The 22,031-nt window shown below is 69.0% G+C and carries 16 protein-coding genes and 1 pseudogene; 7 read left to right on the forward strand and 10 right to left on the reverse strand.

The window, feature by feature from the left end; translation table 11 throughout:
• Positions 1 to 16 precede the first annotated feature (16 nt).
• Entirely contained in the window at positions 17 to 4,843 is a 4,827-nt protein-coding gene (locus AC1RRV_RS07940; protein WP_492859054.1) for an NAD-glutamate dehydrogenase, read from the reverse strand.
• Positions 4,844 to 5,148: 305 nt separating this feature from the next.
• Positions 5,149 to 6,261 carry an AI-2E family transporter gene (locus AC1RRV_RS07945; protein WP_492859055.1) on the reverse strand — a complete coding sequence of 371 codons (1,113 nt, stop codon included), beginning with the start codon at positions 6,259 to 6,261 and terminating at the stop codon, positions 5,149 to 5,151.
• A gap of 101 nt (positions 6,262 to 6,362) precedes the next feature.
• Between AC1RRV_RS07945 and AC1RRV_RS07950 the strand changes: the two genes are divergently transcribed.
• A complete protein-coding gene (locus AC1RRV_RS07950; RefSeq protein WP_492859056.1) occupies positions 6,363 to 7,895 on the forward strand; it encodes a helicase HerA-like C-terminal domain-containing protein in 1,533 nt (510 codons plus the stop codon).
• Here AC1RRV_RS07950 and AC1RRV_RS07955 read toward each other — a convergent pair.
• A complete protein-coding gene (locus tag AC1RRV_RS07955) occupies positions 7,873 to 10,269 on the reverse strand; it encodes an ATP-binding protein (RefSeq protein WP_492859057.1) in 2,397 nt (798 codons plus the stop codon). The genes AC1RRV_RS07950 and AC1RRV_RS07955 overlap by 23 nt on opposite strands.
• A 113-nt stretch (positions 10,270 to 10,382) precedes the next feature.
• Positions 10,383 to 12,827 (reverse strand): bifunctional diguanylate cyclase/phosphodiesterase, encoded by a 2,445-nt coding sequence (locus tag AC1RRV_RS07960; RefSeq protein WP_492859238.1) that lies wholly within the window; start codon positions 12,825 to 12,827, stop codon positions 10,383 to 10,385.
• A gap of 248 nt (positions 12,828 to 13,075) precedes the next feature.
• On the opposite strand from AC1RRV_RS07960, the gene AC1RRV_RS07965 reads away from it, so the two are divergent.
• Positions 13,076 to 13,450: a BlaI/MecI/CopY family transcriptional regulator gene (locus AC1RRV_RS07965; protein WP_492859058.1), complete on the forward strand. Its 375-nt coding sequence runs from the start codon at positions 13,076 to 13,078 to the stop codon at positions 13,448 to 13,450.
• Positions 13,447 to 15,114, forward strand: a complete 1,668-nt coding sequence (locus AC1RRV_RS07970; protein ID WP_492859059.1) for a M56 family metallopeptidase — start codon at positions 13,447 to 13,449, stop codon at positions 15,112 to 15,114. Before AC1RRV_RS07965 ends, AC1RRV_RS07970 begins: the two co-directional genes overlap by 4 nt.
• Here AC1RRV_RS07970 and pyrF read toward each other — a convergent pair.
• Positions 15,111 to 15,812: an orotidine-5'-phosphate decarboxylase gene (gene pyrF, locus AC1RRV_RS07975; RefSeq protein WP_492859239.1), complete on the reverse strand. Its 702-nt coding sequence runs from the start codon at positions 15,810 to 15,812 to the stop codon at positions 15,111 to 15,113. The two genes, AC1RRV_RS07970 and pyrF, sit on opposite strands and share 4 nt — an antisense overlap.
• Before the next feature lie 86 nt (positions 15,813 to 15,898).
• Between pyrF and AC1RRV_RS07980 the strand changes: the two genes are divergently transcribed.
• Together AC1RRV_RS07980 and AC1RRV_RS07985 are read left to right on the forward strand one after the other, a co-directional pair.
• Complete coding sequence (locus tag AC1RRV_RS07980) at positions 15,899 to 16,594, forward strand: MarC family protein (RefSeq protein WP_492859060.1); 696 nt, start codon at positions 15,899 to 15,901, stop codon at positions 16,592 to 16,594.
• Positions 16,595 to 16,616: 22 nt separating this feature from the next.
• Positions 16,617 to 17,891, forward strand: coding sequence for a UbiH/UbiF/VisC/COQ6 family ubiquinone biosynthesis hydroxylase (locus AC1RRV_RS07985; RefSeq protein WP_492859061.1), 1,275 nt, complete (start codon positions 16,617 to 16,619; stop codon positions 17,889 to 17,891).
• 120 nt (positions 17,892 to 18,011) lie between these two features.
• Here the strand turns inward: AC1RRV_RS07985 and AC1RRV_RS07990 are convergent, their stop codons facing one another.
• The 4 genes from AC1RRV_RS07990 to AC1RRV_RS08005 all read right to left on the reverse strand — a co-directional run bounded on the left by AC1RRV_RS07990 (position 18,012) and on the right by AC1RRV_RS08005 (position 20,418).
• Positions 18,012 to 18,209, reverse strand: coding sequence for a Trm112 family protein (locus AC1RRV_RS07990; protein WP_492859062.1), 198 nt, complete (start codon positions 18,207 to 18,209; stop codon positions 18,012 to 18,014).
• A gap of 9 nt (positions 18,210 to 18,218) precedes the next feature.
• Positions 18,219 to 18,887 carry an LON peptidase substrate-binding domain-containing protein gene (locus AC1RRV_RS07995; RefSeq protein ID WP_492859063.1) on the reverse strand — a complete coding sequence of 223 codons (669 nt, stop codon included), beginning with the start codon at positions 18,885 to 18,887 and terminating at the stop codon, positions 18,219 to 18,221.
• A gap of 38 nt (positions 18,888 to 18,925) precedes the next feature.
• On the reverse strand, positions 18,926 to 19,825 hold the full coding sequence (locus tag AC1RRV_RS08000; protein WP_492859064.1) for a tetratricopeptide repeat protein: 900 nt from the start codon (positions 19,823 to 19,825) through the stop codon (positions 18,926 to 18,928).
• An 86-nt stretch (positions 19,826 to 19,911) separates the two neighbouring features.
• On the reverse strand, positions 19,912 to 20,418 hold the full coding sequence (locus AC1RRV_RS08005; RefSeq protein ID WP_492859065.1) for a prolyl-tRNA synthetase associated domain-containing protein: 507 nt from the start codon (positions 20,416 to 20,418) through the stop codon (positions 19,912 to 19,914).
• Positions 20,419 to 20,496: 78 nt separating this feature from the next.
• Here AC1RRV_RS08005 and AC1RRV_RS08010 point away from each other — a divergent pair, with 78 nt between their 5' ends.
• Positions 20,497 to 21,243 carry a DUF6065 family protein gene (locus AC1RRV_RS08010; RefSeq protein ID WP_492859066.1) on the forward strand — a complete coding sequence of 249 codons (747 nt, stop codon included), beginning with the start codon at positions 20,497 to 20,499 and terminating at the stop codon, positions 21,241 to 21,243.
• A 24-nt stretch (positions 21,244 to 21,267) separates the two neighbouring features.
• Here the strand turns inward: AC1RRV_RS08010 and AC1RRV_RS08015 are convergent.
• A pseudogene (locus AC1RRV_RS08015) lies at positions 21,268 to 21,372 on the reverse strand (hypothetical protein); the annotation flags it as partial.
• Between the two features lie 99 nt (positions 21,373 to 21,471).
• Here AC1RRV_RS08015 and AC1RRV_RS08020 point away from each other — a divergent pair.
• On the forward strand, positions 21,472 to 22,029 hold the full coding sequence (locus tag AC1RRV_RS08020; protein ID WP_492859068.1) for a hypothetical protein: 558 nt from the start codon (positions 21,472 to 21,474) through the stop codon (positions 22,027 to 22,029).
• Positions 22,030 to 22,031: the final 2 nt, after the last annotated feature.

Here is a 22,031-nt window from a genome sequence, read left to right on the forward strand (position 1 = left end):
GCGAAGGAGCCAGCCCTTAAGCCGCGCTCGAAAGCTCGCGCAGGGCGGCGTTGGCGATGGTCAGCTTGGCGAAGGTCCAGCCGCCGCCGGCCTGTTCGATGTCCTCGATCGTCCGCTTGACCGCCCGGGGACGATCGCCACGCAGGGCGGCCCAGGACGAGATGGCGGACTTGGCCGCGCCCTCGTCCTCGCCCGCCTGGGCATTGGCGGAAAACTTGAGGACTGCCTGGGTGATCGTGGTCTGCTCGGTGAGCATGTCCTCGATCAGGCGGCGGACCGCCAGGCGCTCGAAGGCGTCGCCGCCGACGAACGAGCCCGCCGCGCCGCGCAGGCGGTCAAAGCCGAAGGCCGCGCCGACCTGATGGTACAGGCGAGCGACGTTCTCGACATCCCAGCTGGAGGCGTTGGCCAGGTCGACGAGGTCGGCCGCGGTGGTCAGCGGCTGCAGGGACGCGACCGCCTGGGCCAGGGCTTCCGGCGCGCCGTCGGCGACATAGGCCTTCACCCGCTTGGCGACGGCTTTCTGCTCGAACGACGACAGAATGGCCGGGGTCAGGGCCCGCAGCGCAGCCACCGACGGACCGTAGGCCTCGACCAGCGCTTTGACGCTGGACTTGTCGCGCACCGCGCGGCGCGCCAGCCAGAAGCTGAGGCTGCGCAGGGCGTAGGCCAGGGCCTTGTAGAGGGCGGTCTGGCCGTCGGCCGAGGCCCTGTTGTCGAGACCGTTCACTTGGTCCCACAGGCCGTCGATGCCGAGGATCTCGCGAGCGGCGGTGAAGCCCACCACCACCGCATTGACGTCAGCGCCGGCGGCGGCCTTCAGGCGGCTGACAAAAGTCGGGCCGCACATATTGACCATCTGGTTGCCGACCACCGTGGCGATGATCTCGCGCTTCAGCCGGTGCTTCTGCATGGCGTCGGCGTACTTATCGAGCGCCTTGGGGAAGTAGCCGCGCAGGGTGGCCTCGAACCACGGATCGTCCGGCGCCTGGCTGGCGACGATCTCGTCGAAGAGGTCCAACTTGCCGTAGGCCAGAAGCACGGCCAGCTCGGGCCGGGTCAGACCCTTGTTGGCGGCCTTGCGCTCCAGGAGAGTCGTATTGGTCGGCAGGCCTTCGACGCGACGGTCCAAGCGGCCGCGCTGCTCCAGATCGACCATGTAGCGGATCTGGGTGTCGACCTCGCTGGCCGCGTCGCTTTCCAGCAGGGTCAGGGCCAGGGTCTGGTCGAAATTGTGCTCCAGGACGTGGTGGCCCACGTCTTCCGTCATCGAGGCCAGCAGCGTGTTGCGGCTGGGGCGATCCAGTTCGCCCGACCGCTCCAGGATCCCGGTCAGGATCTTGATGTTGACCTCGTGGTCGGAGCTGTCGACGCCGGCCGAGTTGTCGATGGCGTCGGTGTTGATGTGGCCGCCGCTTTGCGCGAATTCGATCCGGCCCGCCTGGGTGAGGCCGAGGTTGGCGCCCTCGCCCACGACCTTGACCCGCAGGTCCGAACCGTTGATGCGGATGGCGTCATTGGCCTTGTCGCCCGCGTCGGCGTTGCTCTCGCCCTTGGCTTTCACATAGGTGCCGATGCCGCCGAGATAGAGCAGTTCGGCCTTGGACTTCAGGATCGCGGTCATCAGCTCGGCCGGCGATACGGCCTCGGCCTTGATCTCCAGCAGGGCCCGGATCTCCGGCGACAGCGGGATGCTCTTCAGGCTGCGGGCGAAGACGCCGCCGCCGGTCGAGATCTTCGACTTGTCGTAGTCCTCCCACGACGAGCGCGGCAGCTTGAACACGCGATCGCGCTCTTCCCACGACGCGGCCGGATCCGGGTTCGGGTCGAGGAAGATGTGGCGGTGATCGAAGGCGGCGAGCAGCTTGGTCTGCTTGGAGAGCAGCATGCCGTTGCCGAACACGTCGCCCGACATGTCGCCCACGCCGACGGCGGTGAAGGTCTCGGTCTGGATATCCTTGCCCAGTTCCCGGAAGTGGCGCTTGACCGCTTCCCACGCGCCCCGGGCCGTGATGCCCATGACCTTGTGGTCGTAGCCGACCGAGCCGCCCGAAGCGAAGGCGTCGCCCAGCCAGAAACCGTAGTCCTCGGCCACCCCGTTGGCGATGTCGGAGAAGGTCGCCGTGCCCTTGTCGGCGGCGACGACCAGATACGGATCCTCGGCGTCATGGGCGACCACCGACGGCGGCGGCACGACCTTGTTGTCGGGATCGATATTGTCGGTCAGGTCCAGCAGGCCCGACAGGAAGGTCTTGTAGGCTCGGATCGCCTCGGCCTGGATGGCGTCGCGATCGCCGCCGCGCGGCAGCTGCTTGGGATAGAAGCCACCCTTCGAGCCGACGGGCACGATGACCGCGTTCTTGACCTGTTGAGCCTTCACCAGGCCGAGCACCTCGGTGCGGAAGTCGTCGCGACGATCCGACCAGCGCAGGCCGCCCCGGGCGACCGGACCGAAGCGCAGGTGCACGCCCTCGACGTGCGGGGCCGAGACGTAGATTTCGCGATAGGGCTTGGGGGCCGGCAGGTCTTCCAGCTCGCGTGAGGCGATCTTGAAGCTGATATAGGCCTTGGGGCCGCCCTCGGCCGCCGGCTGATAGAAGTTGGTGCGCTGGATGGCCCCCACCAGGGCGGCCAGGCGGCGCAGGACGCGATCGGCGTCCAGGCTTTCGACAGCCTGCAGGGCCTCGACGATCTTGGCCCCGACGGCCTTGGCCTGGTCCTGACGGGTCTTGAGGTCGGCGACGACGGCCGGGTCGAACTTGGTCTGGAAGAGATCCAGGATCAGGCGGGCCACGCCGGGGTGATCCGACAGAGCCTGCTCCTGGACGCCCTGGCTGGGGTCCAGGCCGGACTGCTGGCGATAGCGGGCCAGGGCGCGGATCAGGGCGGCCTCGCGCCAGCCGATGCCCAGTTCCAGCACCAGGCGGTTGAAGCCGTCACTCTCGGCGCGGCCCGTCCAGATGGCGACGAAAGCGGCCTCGAAGGCCTGTTTCACGTCGCCGAAGACCAGGTGCTCGCCGGCTTCGTCGCGCAAAACGAACTCGTGGACCCAGACCGGCTGGCCGTCCGGCGCGACCTTGAAGCCATCCTCGATCAGGGCCTTCAGGCCCATGTGCTCCAGGATCGGCAGCACGTCGGCCAGCGGGGCGGCGGCGCCGGGGCGATAGAGCTTGAAGCGGAAGGTCACCGCGCTGTCGCCCTCGCGGCGGAAGGCGCGGACGCGGACGGCCTCGCCCTCGGCCAGGTCGTCGATGACCTGGATGTCGGCCAGCGCCTCGGCGGCGCCGTACTGGTCGCGATAGCCGGGCGGGAAGGCGCCGGCGTAGCGGGCCAGGAGCTGGGCGACACGGCCGGTCGAGCCTTCGCGGACGACGGCCTCGAAGCGGTCGTCCCAGGTGCGGGCGGTCTCGGCGATGGCGGCCTCGACCGCGGCCATGTCCGGCTCGGCGTGGTCGCCCGGCGTGACGCCCAGGATGTAGTGCACGCGGGCCAGCGGCGCGTCGGAGAAGCTCGGATAATAGGCCGACACCCGGCCACGGAACGCCTCGGCCAGGATCTGCCCGGCGCGGGCGCGGACGCCAGAGTCGTAGCGGTCGCGCGGCACGAACATCAGCACGGAGATGAAGCGGTCGAATGGGTCCCGACGGGCGAACAGCTTCACGCGCGGCCGGTCGTAGAGGTGCAGCACGCCCATGGCCGTGGCCAGCAGCTGGGCCTCGTCGGTCTGAAACAGCTCGTCGCGAGGCCAGGTCTCGAGGATGTTGCGCAGGCGCTTGCCGTTGTGGCTTTCCGGATCCTTGCCGGCGCGCTCGATGACGTGCGCGACCTTGCTGCGGATCAGCGGCACTTCGTGGGCGGGGGTCTCATAGGCCTCGGCCGTGAACAGGCCCACGAAACGGACCTCGCCCGAGGCCTTGCCGTCGGCGCCATAACGGCGGACGCCGACATAATCCATGTAGCCGCGACGGTGGACGCGCGAACGCAGGTTTGACTTGGCCACCACGATCGGATCGCCGATGTCGATATGGCTGCGGATCTGGGCCGACAGGATGGCTGGCTCGCTGCCCCGGCGCAGCACGGTGCGGGTCTGGTCGCGCAGGACGCCCAGGCTGCCTTCCGGCTGGTACAGCGGCTCCTCGGCCGCGTAGCCGCCGTCACCGGTGCGGGGATACTCGTAAACCCGAGCGCCCAAGAACACGAAGTGGTCGCCTTCCAGCCAGTCGAGGAAGTCCAGGTCCTCGCTCTTTTCCTCGACGGAGACCGGCGTAACGGCGCCTTGCAATTCGGAGATCGTGCGCCGCATCAGGGCGCGCATGGCCTCGAAATCCTGGACGGCCAGCTGCACGTCCGAGAGCGCTTCGCGGATGCCCTGGACCAGGGCCGCCTCGCGGTCCTCGCCCACCGGGGCCAGCCAGATCTGGATCATCGAGCGGCGGACGCCGCCGCAGTCGGAGACGGGGTGGAACATGGCCCGCACCGAGAAGCCGGCCTCGGTCACCTCGCCCATGATGCTGTCGACCAGGAACGGCCGGTCGGGCTGGACGATCTCGAGAAGGTCGGAGGGTGTTTGGCCGCCTTGAGCGCGGCGCAGGCGGATGACCGGCTCGGACAGGTCCTTGTTGCTCTCGCCGAAGCGCCAGAAGTCGGCCAGGGCGCGGGCCACATCGGCGATATCCAGGCCGGGCAGTTCCTCGGCCGACCAGTCGTCCTGAGCCTGGGCGGCGAAGCCGCGCGCGGCGGGGGTCAGAGCCTCGACCGCGACACCCAGGGCCTGGGCGAAGGCGCTTACCAGCGGGCCGATCGGAGCCTCAGCGGACTTGAGGTCATTTTTTTCACCGATCATGGGATTTCCTCGCGAATTTTTGGCCGCAACCTAGCCCTTTTGGACCTTACTTCAACCGCTACATGGCAAATTGGAAAGAATTCGTGCCGATCTTGCGCGGATCTGGGGCAAAAACGGAAGCGCCGCCGGCTGGGGGGAAGCCGACGGCGCGGGCCCGCTCAGGATAAGGCGGGCGTTTTCCGCTTCGATGGCGGCGGCCTTGCCGGCCGCCATCGGCGGGGTGTCCGGGTGGGGGATGCCGGACAGGGAATAGATAGGGGCCGAAAACCCGAGTTTAAGGGGCGCCCGCATTTCTTTCGCGCTCTCTACTTCTTGCGGGTCGGTGAAGGGTCAGCCGGGCCGTGTCCGCCCTTGCCCGACAACAGCCGCTCGCCCTGCGGGTCGCCGTCCTCGGACAGCAGGATCGCGATCCAGCGCGACCCCTCGAACTGGGCCAGGACCAGCATGCCGGCGACGGTCAGCGGCGTGGACAGGAACATGCCCGGCACCCCCCACAGCGCGCCCCACAGGGCCAGGGACAGCAGCACCACCGTCGGGTCCATGTTCAGGCTGTCGCCCTGCATGCGCGGGAGCACGACATTGCCGACCACGAAGTAGATGCCTTGCAGCGCCGCGAACAGGATGATCGCCGGCCAGAAACTGTCGGGGAACTGCACCAGGGCGAACAGCGGCGGCAGGAAGCAGCCGATGGCGCCGCCCAGGATCGGGATGTAGCTGGCCAGGAAGATCAGGAAGGCCCAGAAGAAGGCGTTATCCAGCCGCACCAGCATCATCACCACCCAGGCGGCGACGGCGATCATCAGGCCGGTGACGGTCTGGATCCACAGGTACTGCTCCACCCCGTCGCGGATGCGTTCGAACAGCTTCATGTTCCGCTCGCGCTCGGGATGCTGCGGGAACAGTGAGACGATCTTGCGGGCGAAGCCTTTCCGCGAGGCGATGATGAAGCCCAGATAGATGAGCACCAGCACGGCGCTGGAGGCGAAACTGCCGAACGACTGGGCCGCCTGGCCGATGAAGCGCTGGGGATTGAGCTGGTTGATCAGCCCGCCCACGGTCGGCGCGATCTGGATGCCGATCGCGTGGGCGACCTTGGCGATGATGTCATTGAGGCGCGGCGCGTAGTCCTTCACCTGGTCGAAGAACCCGCGGCCGTTGTCGATCACCACCCAGAACGACACGCCAAACAGCGCGATCGAGATCAGCACCGCCGCCGGCAAGGCCATCCGCTTGGGGAAGCCGGGCACGCGCGCGGTCAGCACCCGCGCGAAGCTGTCGACCATCACCGCCAGGAACACGGCCAGGGCCAGGGGCGTCAGGATGTCCTGCAGCCAGTAGAGCGCCGCCCCGCCGGCAATGACGGTCAGGAACACCACGGCGTTGCGCGTGGTGACGGGGGGCGGGGCAGGGGCCGGCATTTGTAAAATTTCTCCAGAAGCGCGATCGACTTTGACCGCCCCGATTGGCGCGGCGCAAGGCCCCGTCTAGGGTCGAACGACATCCAAGGAGTATTGCGCCCATGTCGCTGTCGATTGGCGAGAACGAGATCCTGGTCGGACTCGGCGAAGGTCCCGTGACGCAGCGGCTCGATCGGTCGAACCGCCACGGCGTGGTGGCCGGCGCGACCGGGACCGGCAAGACCGTGACCCTGCAGGTCCTGGCCCAGGCCTTCTCCGACGCCGGCGTGCCCGTCTTCGCCGCTGACGTGAAGGGCGACCTCTCGGGCGTCGCCATCGCGGGAACGCCCAATGACAAGATGCTGGCCCGCGCCGCTTTGATGGACCTCACCCTGACGCCGGCCGCACCGCCGGTGATGTTCTGGGACCTGTTCGGCCAGAAGGGCCACCCGATCCGCACCACGATCTCCGAGATGGGGCCGCTGCTCCTCTCGCGCCTGCTGGAGCTGAACGACACCCAGGAAGGTGTGCTCAACATCGCCTTCCACGTCGCCGACCAGGACGGCCTGCTGCTGCTGGACCTGAAGGACCTGCAGGCGGCCCTGAAATATGTCGCCGACCATGCCGACGAGATCGGCGCCCAGTACGGCAACGTCGCCGCCGCCACGGTCGGCGCCATCCAGCGCAAGCTGCTGACCCTGCAGACCCAAGGGGCCGAGAATTTCTTCGGCGAGCCGGCGCTGGACCTTTCCGACCTGATGCGCACCGACGCGGCGGGGCGCGGCTATGTCAGCCTGCTGGCCGCCGACCGGCTGATCCAGTCGCCCAAGCTCTATTCGACCTTCCTGCTCTGGCTGCTGTCCGAGCTGTTCGAGGTGCTGCCCGAGGTGGGCGATCCCGAGAAGCCCAAGCTGGTCTTCTTCTTCGACGAGGCCCACCTGCTGTTCAACGACGCGCCCAAGCCTCTGCTTGAGAAGATCGAGCAGGTCGTGCGCCTGATCCGGTCCAAGGGCGTGGGCGTCTATTTCGTCACCCAGAATCCGGCCGACATCCCCGACGCGGTGCTGGGCCAGCTGGGCGCACGGGTGCAGCACGCCCTGCGCGCCTACACTCCCGCCGACCAGAAGGGCTTGAGGGCCGCCGCCCAGTCGTTCCGGGTCAATCCCAGCTTCGACACGGCCGAGACGATCCAGGCTCTGGGCGTCGGCGAGGCCCTGGTCTCGACCCTCGACGAGCGCGGCGCGCCCAAGGTGGTGCAGAAGACCCTGATCCGGCCGCCGGTCTCGCGGCTGGGGCCCTTGACGCCCGAGGAGCGTTCGGCGATCCGCGCCAAGAGCCCGATCGCTGGCGTCTATGACCAGCTCCAGGACCGCGACTCCGCCTACGAGATCCTGCAGGGCCGCGCCCAGCAGGCTCAGCGCCAGGCCGACACCGCCCGCGAACAGGCTGAAGAAGACAAGCGCGAGGCCGCCGAAGCCAAGATCCGCGAGCGCGAGGAAGCCCGCGAGACCAGCGTCAGCCGCCCCCGCGCCTCGGGTCGCCAGACCATGACCGAGGCTTTCGCCGTGACCCTGGTCCGCACCGTGGCGTCCACGGCCGGACGCGAACTGATCCGCGGCCTGCTGGGCGGTCTTACCGGCCGGCGGCGGCGCTGACGCCACGTTTGCGCGGAGCCGCCCGCTTCTTTTTCGGGGCGGGAGGTTCTCGCGCGGTCAGCAGGGTCGAGGCGATCTCGGCCAATTGGTCCACCTGGAAAGGCTTGCGCAGCACTGGCCAGGGCAGGTCGGCCGGCGCGACGTCCATGCGGTCGCCCGCATAGCCGGTGGTCAGCAGCACGGCCATGTCCGGGCGGTTGGCGGAAACCGATCGCGCCAGGTCGACGCCGCTGACGCCGCCGGGCATGACGACGTCGGACATCAGGAGGTCGAAGGATATGTCTTCCTCCAACGCTTCGAGGGCGGACGCGCCATTGTCGGCGGTGGTCACGTCGCAGCCGAGATCGCGCAGCAGTCCGCCAGCGATCTCCCGCACGGCCGCGTCGTCTTCCACCAGCAGAACCCGCACGCCCTTCAGGCGGTCGCGAGACGAGGCCCCGGCGCCGGCCATGGCGGGGGTGGCGGCCTCGTCGGTGGCGGGCAGATAGAGGGCGACCGTGGTCCCGCGTCCCTCGACGCTCTCGATGCTGACCCCACCGCCGCACTGGCGCAGGAAACCGTAGACCTGGGCCAGACCAAGGCCGGTGCCCTTGCCGACCTCCTTGGTGGTGAAGAACGGTTCGAACACCCGCGCCAGAACCTCCGGCCGCATGCCGGTTCCGGTATCGCTGACAGCCACGCGGACATAGTCACCGGGCGCGGTGTCGGACACCTCGCCCTCGGTCAGGGTGACCGGCTCGACAGATATGCTGATCTCGCCGCTGGTCGAGGTGGCGTCGGCGGCGTTGACGACCAGGTTCAGCAGGGCCGCCTCGAATTGGGCGGCGTCCACCCGCGAGCGCAGTCCGGCCGCCTCGCGCTGGATCGTCAGGCTCATCGCCTCGCCGACCGCGCGCCTCAGAAGGGGCTCGGAATGGTCCAGCAGGGCCGCGACGTCGACGACCTCCAGCTTCAGCTCTTGGTTCCGTGAAAAGGCCAGCAACTGGCGGGTCAGGCGCTCGCCGCGCTGACCGGCCGCCAGGGCCGCCTCGGCCAGGCGCGCGACGCGGGCGGTGTCCTCGGGCCGGCGCAGGATCATGTCCAGACCGCCGACGATCACGGTCAGCAGGTTGTTGAAATCGTGGGCCACGCCGCCTGTCAGCCGTCCCACCGTTTCCAGACGCTGGGCCTGGGCCAGGGCCGCTTGGGCGCGCGCGGTTTCGGCCATGCTGGCCTGCAAGGCGGCGGTGCGCTCGGCGACCCGGTCCTCCAGGTCCTTGCGCGCCTCGACCGTCTCGGTGAAGTCGAAGCAACTGCCGATATAGCCGCGATACTCGCCCGCCTCGTCGAAGCGCGGGGCGCCTACGCTGTTGACCCATCGCCAGGCTCCGTCGGCCCGCTGCATGCGGAAGGCGACGCTGAACGGCTCGCGCTTGGCGGTCGCCGCATCGGCGGCCTCCAGGCCAGCCTGCCGGTCATGCGGGTGCACGCCGCTGAACCAGCCCTCGCCGAGCTCCTGCTCCAGCGAGCGGCCGCGGAAGTTCAGCCAGGCTTGGTTGAACCAGTCGGCCTGGCCGCGCGCCGTCGTCGCCCAGATCAGCACCGGCGCCGAATTGGCCATGCCACGGAACAGCTCCTCGCTGCTGCGCAGGGCCGCCGCCGCGCGGCGCTCCTGGGTCACGTCCCGGAAGGTGATCGCCAGGTCACCGCCGAGCCGCACGCCACTGGAGCGGACCACCCGCTCCTCGCCGTCCACGACCCGCCGTACGTCGATGTCGTCCGCCTTGTCGGACTGCAGCAGGCGGGTCATGCGGTCGACCATCGCCCGGCCCGTATCATCGGGGAAAACGTCCAGCACACAGCGTCCCAGCAGGGTCGACACGCCCGCGGGGCGCATGGTGTCGGCCATGGGATTGACGTAGGTCCAGCGGAAGTCGACCACCTGGCCGCGCTCGCGCACCGGCTCCATGATCACGAAGGCGTCCAGCGATACCTCCTGGGCGGAGCGGAACCGTTCCTCCGCCGCCAACCCCGAGCGCACGGCAAGGCGCAGCGCCTCGACCAATACGACGATCGCGCCGCCGCAGAGCAGGAACATGCCCAGCTGCACGCTCTCGCGCGTGTGAAGGAGCCAGGTCCCGTCGGGCGACATCCAGAGGCGCCAGGCGATGACGGCGCTGAGAACCACGGCCAGCAACCCTGGACCCAGGCCGCCGACCATGGCGGCGACCAGCACGGCCACGAAGAAGGTCGGGAAATTGGTCGGAATACCCGTGAGGGCGACGGCGGCGAAACGCGCCGCCATGGCCAGAAGCACGGCCAGTATGGCCAGCCCATAGCGCAGCTCGCGCCGATCGGCCGCCGTTACGAACTTGATGGCCGTCCGTCCGAGCACGCTCGCTATGTTCCCGCCCTGATGACACGCGGCAGGCCCCACGGCGCCGCTCGGCTAACGCCTAACGTGTCATGGTTCGCGACGTTCCGGAAACCGCGAATTGGCCGTGGAGATCAGGCCGAACGCTTGTTCTTGCGCGCCGGCTGGGCCGGAGCTTCGGTCGGCGCCACGGCGTCGGTCCAGGCCGCCAGGGCGTCGACCGGAGCCGGACGACCGATGGCGTAGCCCTGCAACTCGGTGCAGTCCTCGCCGCGCAGGAAGATGATCTGCTCCTCGGTCTCGACGCCCTCGGCCACGACCGGGATCTCGAGGCTGCGGCCCAGGCCCAGCACGGCGCGCACGATGACGGTGGCGCGGTCGTGACGGTGGATGTTCTCCACGAAGCTCTTGTCGATCTTGATCTTGTCGAACGGGAACGATTGGAGGGTCGACAGCGACGAGAAGCCGGTGCCGAAATCATCCATGGCGATCCGCACGCCTAGGGCTTTCAGACGGCGCAGGTTGTCCAGCGCGCGCTGATAGTCCTTGAACAGAGCGCTCTCGGTGATCTCCAGCTCCAGCCGCGAAGGCGAGAGGCCGGTGGTGATCAGAACCTCGTGCACCAGGCTCGGCAGGGCGGGGTTGTGCAGCTGCAGCGGCGAGAGGTTCACCGCGATGCGCAGGGGCTTCTCCCACGCGGCGGCGTCGGCGCAGGCGCGGCGCAGGACCCAGTCGCCCAGGGCGCCGATCAGGCCGTTCTCTTCGGCGACCGGAATGAACTCCAGCGGCGGGATCATGCCGCGGGTCGGATGCTGCCAGCGGACCAGGGCCTCGAAGCCGCAGACCTCGCCATCGGAGGCGCGGGCCAGGGGCTGATAGTGAACGACCAGCTCTTCGTCGGTGATGCCCTGGCGCAGGTCGCGGGCCAGGTTGCGGCGTTCGCGGATGGTGTCGTCCATCTCGCGCTTGAAGAAACGATAGACGCCGCGGCCGCTTTCCTTGGCGCGGTACAGGGCCATGTCGGCGTTGGCCATCAGGGCCTCGGCCGTGCGGCCGTCGTCGGGATAGAGGCTGACGCCGAGGCTTGAGCCCAGGGCCAGTTCCTGGCCGTCGAACGACACCGGGACCGACAGCATCTCGATCAGGCGGCCCGACAGCTCGGCGGCCGCCGTCGGCTGGTCGCCGCCGGCCACCTGGACCACGATGAACTCGTCGCCGCCCAGACGCGCGGCGAAGGACGGGGCTTGGACCGCCGACTGCAGACGACGGGCGGTCTCGACCAGGATCGAGTCGCCGGCGACGTGACCGTGCTGGTCGTTGGCTTCCTTGAAGTGGTCGAGGTCGATGCAGATGACCGACAGGCTCTCGCCCGAGGCCTCGACACGTTCGATGGCGGCGGCCAGGCGAGCTTGCAGCGAATTGCGGTTCGGCAGGCCGGTCAGGCCGTCGTGCTCGGCGAGGTAGCGGATCTTCTCCTCGGCCGCGCGGCGTTCACGCAGGTCGCGGACGGCCAGGACGGTGAGGCCCGAGGTCTCGATGCGCGCGCCGTCGTCCATCAGGCGCGAGAACACTTCGACCGGGATTTCGCGACCACCGGAGATCGGCTGGATCTTGCCTTCGCGGCGGATACCCTCGCGGGTCGGGCCGGCTTCGTCGAAAGTCAGGACCGAGCCCACCAGAGGACGGCCGACCAGGTCGGAAAGATCGGCGCCGACCAGCTCGCAGAAGGCGGCGTTGGCGTCGTTGATGTGGCCCGACTGGACGACGACCAGACCTTCATAGGCGGCGTTGGCCAGGCGGCGGATGCGTTCGAGAGCCGAGCGCGAGGTTTGGGATTCGATGGCGACGGCGCCCAGGCCACCCAGGATGATCATGCCGGTGATCGAGACCACCGCCAGGGTCAGCATGGCGCCGGACAGCAGCTGCTCGGGCACCACGATGCTGGCGTCGGGGACAATGGTGATCGCCGACATGCCGGTGAAGTGCAGCGCGACGATGCCCAGGCACAGCAGTCCGCCGCCCATCATCTGGCGCTTGGTGGTCCGAGCCGCGCCGGCCGTCACGAGGGCGGCCGTGGCGCCGGCGACGCCGAGGATCGCCGAGAGACCGACGGTGGCGTGCTCCCAGACCACGTGACCCTGGGTCACGAAGGCCGACATGCCGGTGTAGTGCATGGCCGCGACGCCGAGGCCCAGCAGGACCCCGCCCGCGAAATCGTTGGTGGTCGTACGCTGGGCAGAAGCGACGGCGAAACCGCTGGCCATGAACAGCGCCGCGATCATCAGCGAAAGAAGGGTGCCGGTCGGGCTGTAGCCGGTCTTCAGACCGGGCGTGTAGGCGACCATGGCGATGAAGTGGGTGGCCCAGACGCTGGAGCCGGCGACCAGGCCGGTCAGCAGCAGCCAGGCGGCGCGCACCAGGCCGCGAGCGCCGCGCATCCGCGAATAAAGCCGGAAGGTGGTGACGCAGCCGGCGATGCAAACCGCGGCGGCGACAAGCACCAATCGCAGATCATGCTCCGTCGTCAGACAGGTCAGGAATTTAAGCACGCACGCCCCCCAAGGGTCACATCCCCTCAGAGCTACAGCGAGAGTTGCAAATAAAGCGTTTCACATAACGCGTTCGCGACAAATTGGCCGATGTGACCGGTTATCGCGGGAATTTCTTTCCTGAAGAGCGACCTGTTCGCCGGCTTGGCGGCCGCGCGGCCTCACCTTCGCCCCCGGATCGGCTTCCTCCATTACGCCGAATTCACGCCACATCGCTTCGGTTTCACGCTACAGGTGTAGCGCTACACACGTAGTGTGCCCTGACAGCGGAGGCCGCCTTGATCGACGCCTTGCCCCGACGCGAACGCGAGGTCTTCGAGACCTTGTGCAGGCTGGAGGCCAGCACCGCCGCCGGCGTTCGTAGCGCGCTGTCCGATCCGCTGAGCGATTCGGCCGTGCGGACCATGCTGTCGCGGCTCGAGGCCAAGGGGCTGGTCGAGCGCGCGGCGGGGGCCGAGGGCTTTCTCTATCGCCCGATCCAAGGGAGCGAGGCCGTCGCGGCCAGCGCGCTTCGGCGGCTTATCGACACCTTCTTCGCGGGCTCGGCGGCCAGCGCGGCCTCGGCCCTGCTGGGCATGGGCCAGCGCCTCACGGCCGAGGAGGCCGCCGCCCTCGAGCGGATGATCGACGACGCCGTGGAGCCCAAGTCATGACCTGGGTCCTGCTGATATCCCTGCTGGCCAAATCCAGCCTGGTGGCCGGCGCGGGTCTGGCCTGCGCACGCTTCCTGACCTGGCGCGCGACAGAGCGCGTCGACATTCTGCGGGCCACGGTCTGCCTGCTGCTGGCCTTGCCGGCCATCACCGCCCTGCTGCCCGCGATCGACCTGGCCCTGCTTCCGCCGGCGCCGTCAGCGTCGATGGTCGCCCCGCCGGGCGAGGCCGACCTGGCTCTTGCCGTCGATGCGGCCGGCGCGAACGCCTGGTCCTGGCCGCCGTCCGGCGCGACCCTCGGCGCCCTGTGGCTACTGGGCGTGGCGCTGGTGGCCGGCCGGCTGGCGCTGGGCCTGCGCACCCTGGAGCGCTGGACCCGCGAGGGCGACCTCGTTACCCATCCCGCCTGGCTCTCGCCGATCGAGGACTTGCCGCCCGTCGACCGACCCCGGCTGGTGTCCAGCGACCGGGTCACTGGCCCGCTCAGCTGGGGTGTCGAACCCGGCTCGATCCTGATCGACCCGGAGACCCTGGCCGACGCTCGCGCCGCCCCGGCGATCATGGCTCACGAACTGGCGCACCTGCGCCGCCACGACTGGCTGTTCCTGGTCCTGTCGCGGCTGGCCCTGGCGTTGTTCTGGTTCAATCCGCTGGTCTGGCGGCTGCATGCCGTCCTGACCGAACGATCGGAGGAGGCCGCCGACGCCGTCGCGCTGCGCTCCGTCGACCGCGCCCTCTACGCCCGCACCTTGGTGCGCCTGGCCTCTCACCCCGCCCCTCATCACGTCCCGGGCCTGGCCACCGCCATGGCCGCCGACGCCCGCACACTCAAGACAAGGATCGCCTGCATCATGACCGATACGTCCGATCGCCGCCGCCCGCTGACGCTGGCCTTGACCGTCGTCGCCCTGGCCACCGTGGCCACGCCCCTGGCCGCTCTGGGCCTGAGCCGCCAGGCCGCTCCGGCGACGCCGGCCGCGCCGGCCGCGCCTTCGGTCAAGCCCGCCCAGCACGCGCAACCGGCGCGGCCCGCCCAGCTCAGCGCCCGCAAACACACGGTAACCGTGACCAGGGTCGGCGAAGGCGGCCATGTTCAGACGACCTATCGGGACGCCACGCCCGAGGAGATCGCGGCCGCCGACGAGGCGCGCGCCCACGCCCGCGAGGCCCGGGGCATGGCCGCCGACGCGCGACGTGAAGCCGACGCGGCGCGGCGCGAAGCTCACAAGGTGATCGAGGCGCATCGCGGCGAGATCGAAGCCGCCCACCGGATGGCCGCCGAGGCGCGTGCTCACGGCGACTGGAGCCGGATCGCCGCCGAGCATGCCCGGGTGGCCGGCGAGCACGCCCGCGAAGCCGGTGAACGGGCCCGTGAGATGGGCGAGCGCGCGCGCGTCGAGGCCGCGCGGCACATGGTCGTGGCCCGCGCCCAGATGGCCGAGGGCGCCGTGCAGATGCGCAAGGGCGCCAAGGACATGCGCGAGGAGGCCGTCCGCCTGCGTGACCCGACCTATCGCGCCCGCCAGATCGAAGAGAACCGCGCTCGGGGTCATGTCGTGACCGACGAGCAGCTGCGCGACCTGTCCGCTTTCCTGCCTGGCAAGGCGGATGAGCTGGAGCGCAGCGCCGATCGCCTGGCCGAAGAGGCCCGGAAGCCTTCCTAAAGCCCCGCGATCTCCGCGACCACCTTCAGCGCGGCCTCCCTGGGATCGTTCGCCGCGGTGATCGGGCGGCCGCAGACCAGGTGGCTGGCGCCGGCGCGGATGGCGTCGGCGGGGGTGGCGGCGCGGGCCTGGTCGTTCTTGGACGACCAGTCGGGGCGCACGCCCGGGGTGACGATCAGGAAGTCCGGCCTCCCGGCTCCCTCGGCGATCTCGCGGGCCAGGGCGGCTTCGTGCGGCGAGGAGACGATGCCGTCGACCCCGGCCTCGACCGCCTGGCGCACCCGGCGCTCGACCAGGTCGCGGGCGTTGAAGCTGTAGCCCATCTCGACGAGGTCGGCGTCGGTCAGGCTGGTCAGCACGGTCACCGCCAGGATCTTCAAGCTGCTTTCGCCGCGGGCCTTGACCGCCGCCTTCATCACCTGCGGCTCGGCGTGGACGGTCAGCAGGTCGCAGCCGCTCTGGGCCAGGACGCGGGCCGAGCGCTCCACGGTCGCGCCGATGTCGTGCAGTTTCCAGTCGAGGAAGATCGACTTGCCCGAGGCCTTGAGCTCGTGGGCCAGGGTCATGCCGTCGCTGGCCAGCAGCTCCAGGCCGATCTTGTAGAACGACACGGCGTCGTCCAGGCGCTCGACCATGGCGCGGGCCTCGTCGACGGTGGGCAGGTCCAGCGGAACGATCAGGCGCGGATCGGCGGTCATGGTCTTACCCCGGGGGTTGGCGCGCACGGTCGTTGCCCCTAGGAGGTAGGGCGAAGTTCCGGGCGCATTGAAGGTAAGGACGTCGAATGACCGAGGCGAAGCTGGCCGTCAACTTCTTCGTCGCGCTGTTCGCCCTGATCGACCCGATCGGCAACGTGCCGCTGTTCGCCGCCGCCACCCTGGGCGCGGCCGCGGCGGGGCGGCGGATGGTGGCCGTCTATATCGGCCTGTTCGTCGCGGCGTTCCTGATCTTCTTCTATTTCACGGGCGTGGGCCTGCTGGCCTTCTTCGGCATCTCGATGCCGGCCTTCCGCATCGCCGGCGGCGTCATCCTGTTCATTCTCGGGCTGGACATGCTGCGCGACGACTTCACCACCATGTTCGCCGATGCGGCCGAGGGCATCGAGGGACAGTCGGCGCGGGTTTACGCGCAAAAGCGCTTCGAGCGGCTGATCGTGCCCTTCGCCATGCCGCTGCTGATCGGTCCAGGCGCGATCTCGACGGTGATCATCTACGCCGCCGAGGCCAAGCCATTCGGCTGGGCGGGTCTCGGTTTGGGCGTGGCGGTGATCTCGGCGGTGTCGGCGGTGCTGGTGGCGGTGTTCTGGGCCGCGCCGCTGATCAGCAAGGCTCTGGGCCGGATCGGGATGAGCATCGTGGTGCGGGTCCTGGGACTGATCCTCTGCGCCCTCGCCGTGCAGTTCGTGCTGATCGGCGTGGGCGACGCCACGCGCGGTCTCGTTCGCCAGGACGCCAAGGCGCCCTACGCCGCCGATAAGTAGCCGCGCGGTCTGGACAGCCCTGATGGCGCGAGCCCATATCCCCGCCATGCGCGCACACGATGCCGATGTCATCATCGCCGGCGCCGGCATGGCCGGCTCGACCCTGGCTCTGGCCTTGGCGTCAGGTGGCCTCAGGCCGCTCCTGGTTGATCCCCAGCCGTTCGAGGCCCAGCTGGCCCCGACCTTCGACGGCCGGTCCTCGGCGATCGCCTATTCCTCGTTCCGCCAGTGGCGAACGATCGGCGCGGGCGAGGCCCTGGCGCCGCATGCCCAGCGCATCGAGCAGATCCTGGTCACCGACGGCCGCACGCCCGGGGCGGCGGCCCGCAAGGCCTCGCCGGCCTTCCTGCGCTTCGATTCCAGCGAGATCTCGGGCCGGATCGAGGGCGAGCCTCTCGGCTATCTGATCGAGAACCGCCGGATCCGTCAGGCCCTGGCTCAGGCGGTCACGGACCAACAGATTCCGGTCATCGCCCCGATGGCGGCCAAGAACCTCGAGGTCGCTCCGGACGGGGCGCGCCTGACCCTGGCCGATGGCCGGGTGCTGTCGGCCCCGCTGGCGGTCAGCGCCGAGGGGCGGGGCTCGGTCCTGCGCCGCGCGGCGGGCATCGGCGAGATCGGCTGGAGCTACGGCCAGTCCGGCGTGGTCGCCACGGTGCGGATGGAAAAGCCGCACGAGGGCGTGGCCCACGAATATTTCCTGCCCAGCGGGCCGTTCGCCATCCTGCCCCTGACTGACAACCGCGCCAGCCTGGTCTGGACCGAGAGCACCGCGCGCGGCGAGGCCCTGCGCAATGCTTCGCCCGAGGCTTTCCACGCCCATCTGATGCGCCGGTTCGGCGACTTTCTGGGCGCGGTGACTATCGAGGGACCGACCTTCGTCTATCCGCTGTCGCTATCCTTGGCCGAGCGCATGGTCGCCCCGCGCCTGGCCTTGATCGGCGACGCCGCCCACGGCGTGCATCCGATCGCCGGGCAGGGGCTGAACCTGGGCCTCAAGGACGCCGCGGCCCTGGCCGAGGTGCTGGTCGAGGCGATCCGCTGCGGCGAGGACATCGGCTCGGAAGTCGTGCTGGAGCGCTTCGCCCGCTGGCGGCGGTTCGACACCGTGACCAACGCCCTGGCCTTCGACGCCTTCGTGCGGATCTTCTCGAACGACAATCCGCTGCTGCGCGTGGCGCGGTCGGCGGGCCTGGTGGTGGTCAACCGCATCGCCCCGGCGCGCCGGTTCTTCATGCACGAGGCCGGCGGTGGGGTCGGCGACCTGCCGAAGTTGTTGCGGGGTGTGGCGCTGTAAAATCCTCTCCCTTTGGGAGAGGTGTCGGCGCTGCCGACGGAGAGGGGAGGGGCCGGTTCGGCAGCACTTCCCCCTCCGGTCGCTTTGCGACCACCTCCCCCGCTAGGGGGAGGGTTTTTTCTACTCCGCCAGCTCCCGCGCCTCTTCCGGCAGCATGATCGGCACGCCGTCGCGGATCGGATAGGCCAGCTTGGCCGCGCGGCTGATCAGTTCGCCCTTGGCGCGGTCGTATTCCAGCGGACCTCGGGTCACGGGGCACACCAGCACTTCCAGCAGGCGCGGATCGACATCGACGGGGGGCGGGGCGGCTTCGGTCATGGCCCCTCTCTACTGGATGGAAGTCGGTTCGTCATCGTCCCCAGCGGCGTCGATCTCCAGCAGGGCCGTCAGGGTCGCCTTGCGTTCGAAGATGGTCTCGGCTTCCAGCAGGGCCTGCTTTTCCATCGGCTCGAACGGCAGGGCCATGGCCAGGCTGTTGATCAGGGCGTCGGACGGGGCGCTTTCGGCGTCGCCCCAGTCGATGGCCAGGCCCCGGTGGTCAAGATAGCGGCGCAGGGCCGACAGCAGCCGGTCGATGTCGGACGCCGTGCGCGTGCCGGCGGGGTCTTCGCGCAGGTCAGGTTCGAACGGAGCGAAGTCGACGCGCATCTGGCGATAGGGTGTGCGGACCGGCAGTTCCTCGCCGGCCCGGAAGCGGCAGACCCCGGTCAGGGTGATCAGATAGCGGCCATCGCTGGTCTCGGCGAAGCTGGTCACGCGGCCCGCGCAGCCGACGGGCGCGAGGGCCGGGCGCTCGGTGTCCGCGCCCTGATGCGGGCGGGTCTGGAGCATGCCGATGATCCGCTCGCCCGACATGGCGTCGTCCAGCATGTTCAGGTAGCGGGGCTCGAATATGTTCAGCGGCAGCTGGCCGCCCGGCAGCAGCAAGGCCCCGTCCAGCGGGAACACCGGGATCACCAGCGGCAGGTCGCCGAGTTTGCGATAGTTCCCCTGCATCGACGCTCCCTGTGTCTGGGCCTAGCTGTGTCTGGGCCTTAGCTGAAGAGGATCGACGACAAACGCCGCCGGCCCTGCTTGGCCACTTCGGACGTCGGCCCGGCGGCTTCGAACACCGTCAGAAGTTGCTTGCGCGCCGCGTCGTCGTTCCACGCACGGTCGCGGGCGATGATGGTCAGAAGATGGTCGGCGGCGTCCTGCAGGCGGCCGGCGCCGGCCAAGGCCTTGGCCAGCTCAAGGCGGGCCTCGTGGTCGTCGGCGTCGGCGGCCAGGCGTTTTTCGAAGGCGGCGGTCTCGGACGGGGCGCTCTCGGCCAGGGCCAGGGCGGCGCGGGCGGCGTCGAGGTCGGGATCCTTGGCGTCGGCGGGCGCCATGGCGACCACCTCGGCCGCGCCCTCCAGGTCGCCGCCCAGCAGATAGGCGCGGGCCATGCCGCCTAGGGCCTTCACATTGGCCGGGTCGGTCTGCAGCGCCTGAGCGAAGGCCTGGGCCGCGCCGCCGACGTCGCCGATCTCCAGCGATTCCTTGCCGAGCGCGATCAGCTCGTCGATGGCGCTGGGGCCGCCCGGGCCGGCCAGCTTCTCGACGAAGGCCTTCACCTGGCTCTCGGGCAGGGCGCCCTGGAACGCGTCCACCGGACGCCCGTCGACAAAGGCATAAACCGTCGGGATCGACTGCACGCGCAGCTGGCCGGCGAAGCCCGGATTGGCGTCGACGTCGATCTTGACGAGCTTCACCGCGCCCTTGGCGGCCGTGACGACCTTTTCGATGGTGGGGGTCAATTGGCGGCACGGACCGCACCAGGTGGCCCAGAAGTCGACGATGACGGGCTGGATCTTCGAGGCCTCGATCACGTCGGCCATGAAACTGGCGTCCGTGCCGTCCTTGATGTGCTCGCTTTTCGCGGAAGTCGCGGGCTTTTCGCCGATCAGGGACATCGGGTCTCTCGTACTCAAGGCTGGGGGAACGCGTCAGTCGCCAAGATGGTCCCTGGCGGGCCTCGGCGCAATAATCCGTTCGCGTGTCAGGCGACGACGGCCATCGCTTCGAAGTCGACGATCATCGGCTCGATGTCCAGGGCGGCCAGGAATTTGCGGAAGTCGGCCTGGGACACCGCCGTGGTTGCGTCGTTGCCCAGCGGGTGGAAGTTGACCGGGTCGCTGTCCGCCAGGGCCTTGTCGAGCACGAAGCGCAGGCGCTTCTCGCCGTCGTTGATCAGGCCGAAGGCGGTGACCGAGCCCGGCGTCACGCCCAGGGTCTCGACCATCATAGCCTCGGGGCCGAACGACAGCCGGCCCGAGCCGATCACGGTGTGCAGCTTCTTGAGGTCGATCCTGGTCTCGCCCAGGGCCGAGATCAGCCACAGCTGGCCCTTGGCGTCCTTGAGGAACAGGTTCTTGGTGTGGCCGCCGGGCAGGGCCTTCTTGATCTCCAGCCCTTCCTCGACGCGGAACACCGGCGGGTGGTCGAGGGTGGTGTGGGCGAGGCCGTGGGCGTCGAAAAAGGCGAAGAGGTCGGCTCGGGTCTTCATGAGGCTCTACTAGACGGCCGGAGGGCGCGAGCGCTAGACCTGACCGCTAAGGGTAGGAAAACCAAGCAAAGGACCGGCATGGAACTGGAGTGCTATCCCACCGAGAACCGTCCGCCGGAGATCGTGCCGGGGCGGCCGCAGCGGGCCTGGATGGATCGGTTCGCCGAGCGCCACCCCTATCGCTGCCTGCCGCTGACCATGGCCAACACCACCGGCTGGGACATCATCTGCCCGGTCGGCTTTTCGATGACCTGGGACGGCGGGGCGCACCAGGAGTGCATCAAGTTCCAGCCCGACCATCCGTATCCGGGCTTCACCGATTTCGTGAAGTCGCACTTCACGCGGGGCGTGGTGACCTTCCATACGGGCTATCTGTTCCGCACGCCGCCGGGCTGGTCGCTGATGGCCATGGGCCCGCCAAATCATATCAAGGACGGTGTTCAGCCGCTGGCTGGCGTGATCGAGACCGACTGGTTGCCGTTCCCCTTCACGATGAACTGGATGTTCACCCGCCCCGGCACGGTGCGGTTCGAGAAGGGCGAGACCTTCTGCTTCATCATGCCGATCCAGGACAAGCCGATGGAGGCGTTCCAGCCGGTGATCCGCTCGATGAACTCCAATCCCGACCTGCGCCGCCAGTACGACGTCTGGGCCGAGAAGCGGTCGGAATTCAACGCCCTGATCTTCAAGCGCGACCCCGAGGCTACCAAGGAGGCCTGGCAGCGCTTCTACTTCAAGGGCGAGTACCCCGAGGAGATCGAGGCCGAGGCCCCCAGCCACCACGTCAACAAGCGGCGGATGAAGTCGCCGAAGGTCGGGGTGTAGGGGCGGCTCCGCCGCCTTCTCCTCGTCATCCCGGACGACCCGCAGGGTCGATCCGGGACCCAGGGGCCGGCGCAGTGCGGTTGTCCCTGGGTCCCGGCTCTCCGCTTCGCTGCGGCCGGGATGACGAGAAAATTTAGGACAAAACGCGCGCCCAGAGAACTCTGCTTGACAGAGCGCCGTGCACCCCGTAACTCTGCATCACAGAGTTCTCTGGCTATGGAGGCCGTGATGACGAGCGTATCCAAGCACGAGGCGCAGGCCGCCTTGTCGCAAATCGATGCCGTGACGAAACGGGGCATGACCCTGAAGGGCTATCGGCATGCCGGACCGATCCTGATGCTGTGGGGCGTGATCTGGGCCGTGGGCTACATGGGCATGGCCAAGCTGGCGCCGAGCTACTGGGGTTGGCTGTGGCTGGCCCTGGACATGATCGGCGTCACCGGCACCCTGATGCTGACGCCAAAGGTCGACGGCGGCGGCAGGGTAGTGGAGCGCTGGCGCATGAGCCTGGGCATGGCCGCCTGTGTCGCCTTCATCCTGGGAGTCGTGGCGGTGTTCCCCAAGCACGATCCGTTGCCCTATCTGGCGCTGCCGGGGCTGTTCGTCGGCTTCATCTACACGGTGCTGGGGGCGATCATGGCGCCGCGCTACATCTGGATCGGTGTCGGCATGTCCGTCGCCACCCTGGTCGGCTTCTTCCTCTGGCCGGGTCATCTGGCCGAGTGGATGGCCGTGGTCGGGGGCTGCGGCCTAATCATCAGCGGCCTGTGGCTGGGGAGCGCTTGATT

The sequence above is a fragment of the Caulobacter sp. GW821-FHT11E10 genome (genome assembly GCF_058808375.1).

Coding starts and splice junctions, on each gene's coding strand:
- AC1RRV_RS08010 (WP_492859066.1), top strand. CDS start 20,497: ATGGAACTGGAGTGCTATCCCACCGAGAACCGTCCGCCGGAGATCGTG.
- AC1RRV_RS07995 (WP_492859063.1), bottom strand. CDS start 18,887: ATGCAGGGGAACTATCGCAAACTCGGCGACCTGCCGCTGGTGATCCCG.
- AC1RRV_RS07990 (WP_492859062.1), bottom strand. CDS start 18,209: ATGACCGAAGCCGCCCCGCCCCCCGTCGATGTCGATCCGCGCCTGCTG.
- AC1RRV_RS07940 (WP_492859054.1), bottom strand. CDS start 4,843: ATGATCGGTGAAAAAAATGACCTCAAGTCCGCTGAGGCTCCGATCGGC.
- AC1RRV_RS07985 (WP_492859061.1), top strand. CDS start 16,617: ATGGCGCGAGCCCATATCCCCGCCATGCGCGCACACGATGCCGATGTC.
- pyrF (WP_492859239.1), bottom strand. CDS start 15,812: ATGACCGCCGATCCGCGCCTGATCGTTCCGCTGGACCTGCCCACCGTC.
- AC1RRV_RS08000 (WP_492859064.1), bottom strand. CDS start 19,825: ATGTCCCTGATCGGCGAAAAGCCCGCGACTTCCGCGAAAAGCGAGCAC.
- AC1RRV_RS07945 (WP_492859055.1), bottom strand. CDS start 6,261: ATGCCGGCCCCTGCCCCGCCCCCCGTCACCACGCGCAACGCCGTGGTG.
- AC1RRV_RS07970 (WP_492859059.1), top strand. CDS start 13,447: ATGACCTGGGTCCTGCTGATATCCCTGCTGGCCAAATCCAGCCTGGTG.
- AC1RRV_RS08020 (WP_492859068.1), top strand. CDS start 21,472: ATGACGAGCGTATCCAAGCACGAGGCGCAGGCCGCCTTGTCGCAAATC.
- AC1RRV_RS07950 (WP_492859056.1), top strand. CDS start 6,363: ATGTCGCTGTCGATTGGCGAGAACGAGATCCTGGTCGGACTCGGCGAA.
- AC1RRV_RS08005 (WP_492859065.1), bottom strand. CDS start 20,418: ATGAAGACCCGAGCCGACCTCTTCGCCTTTTTCGACGCCCACGGCCTC.
- AC1RRV_RS07980 (WP_492859060.1), top strand. CDS start 15,899: ATGACCGAGGCGAAGCTGGCCGTCAACTTCTTCGTCGCGCTGTTCGCC.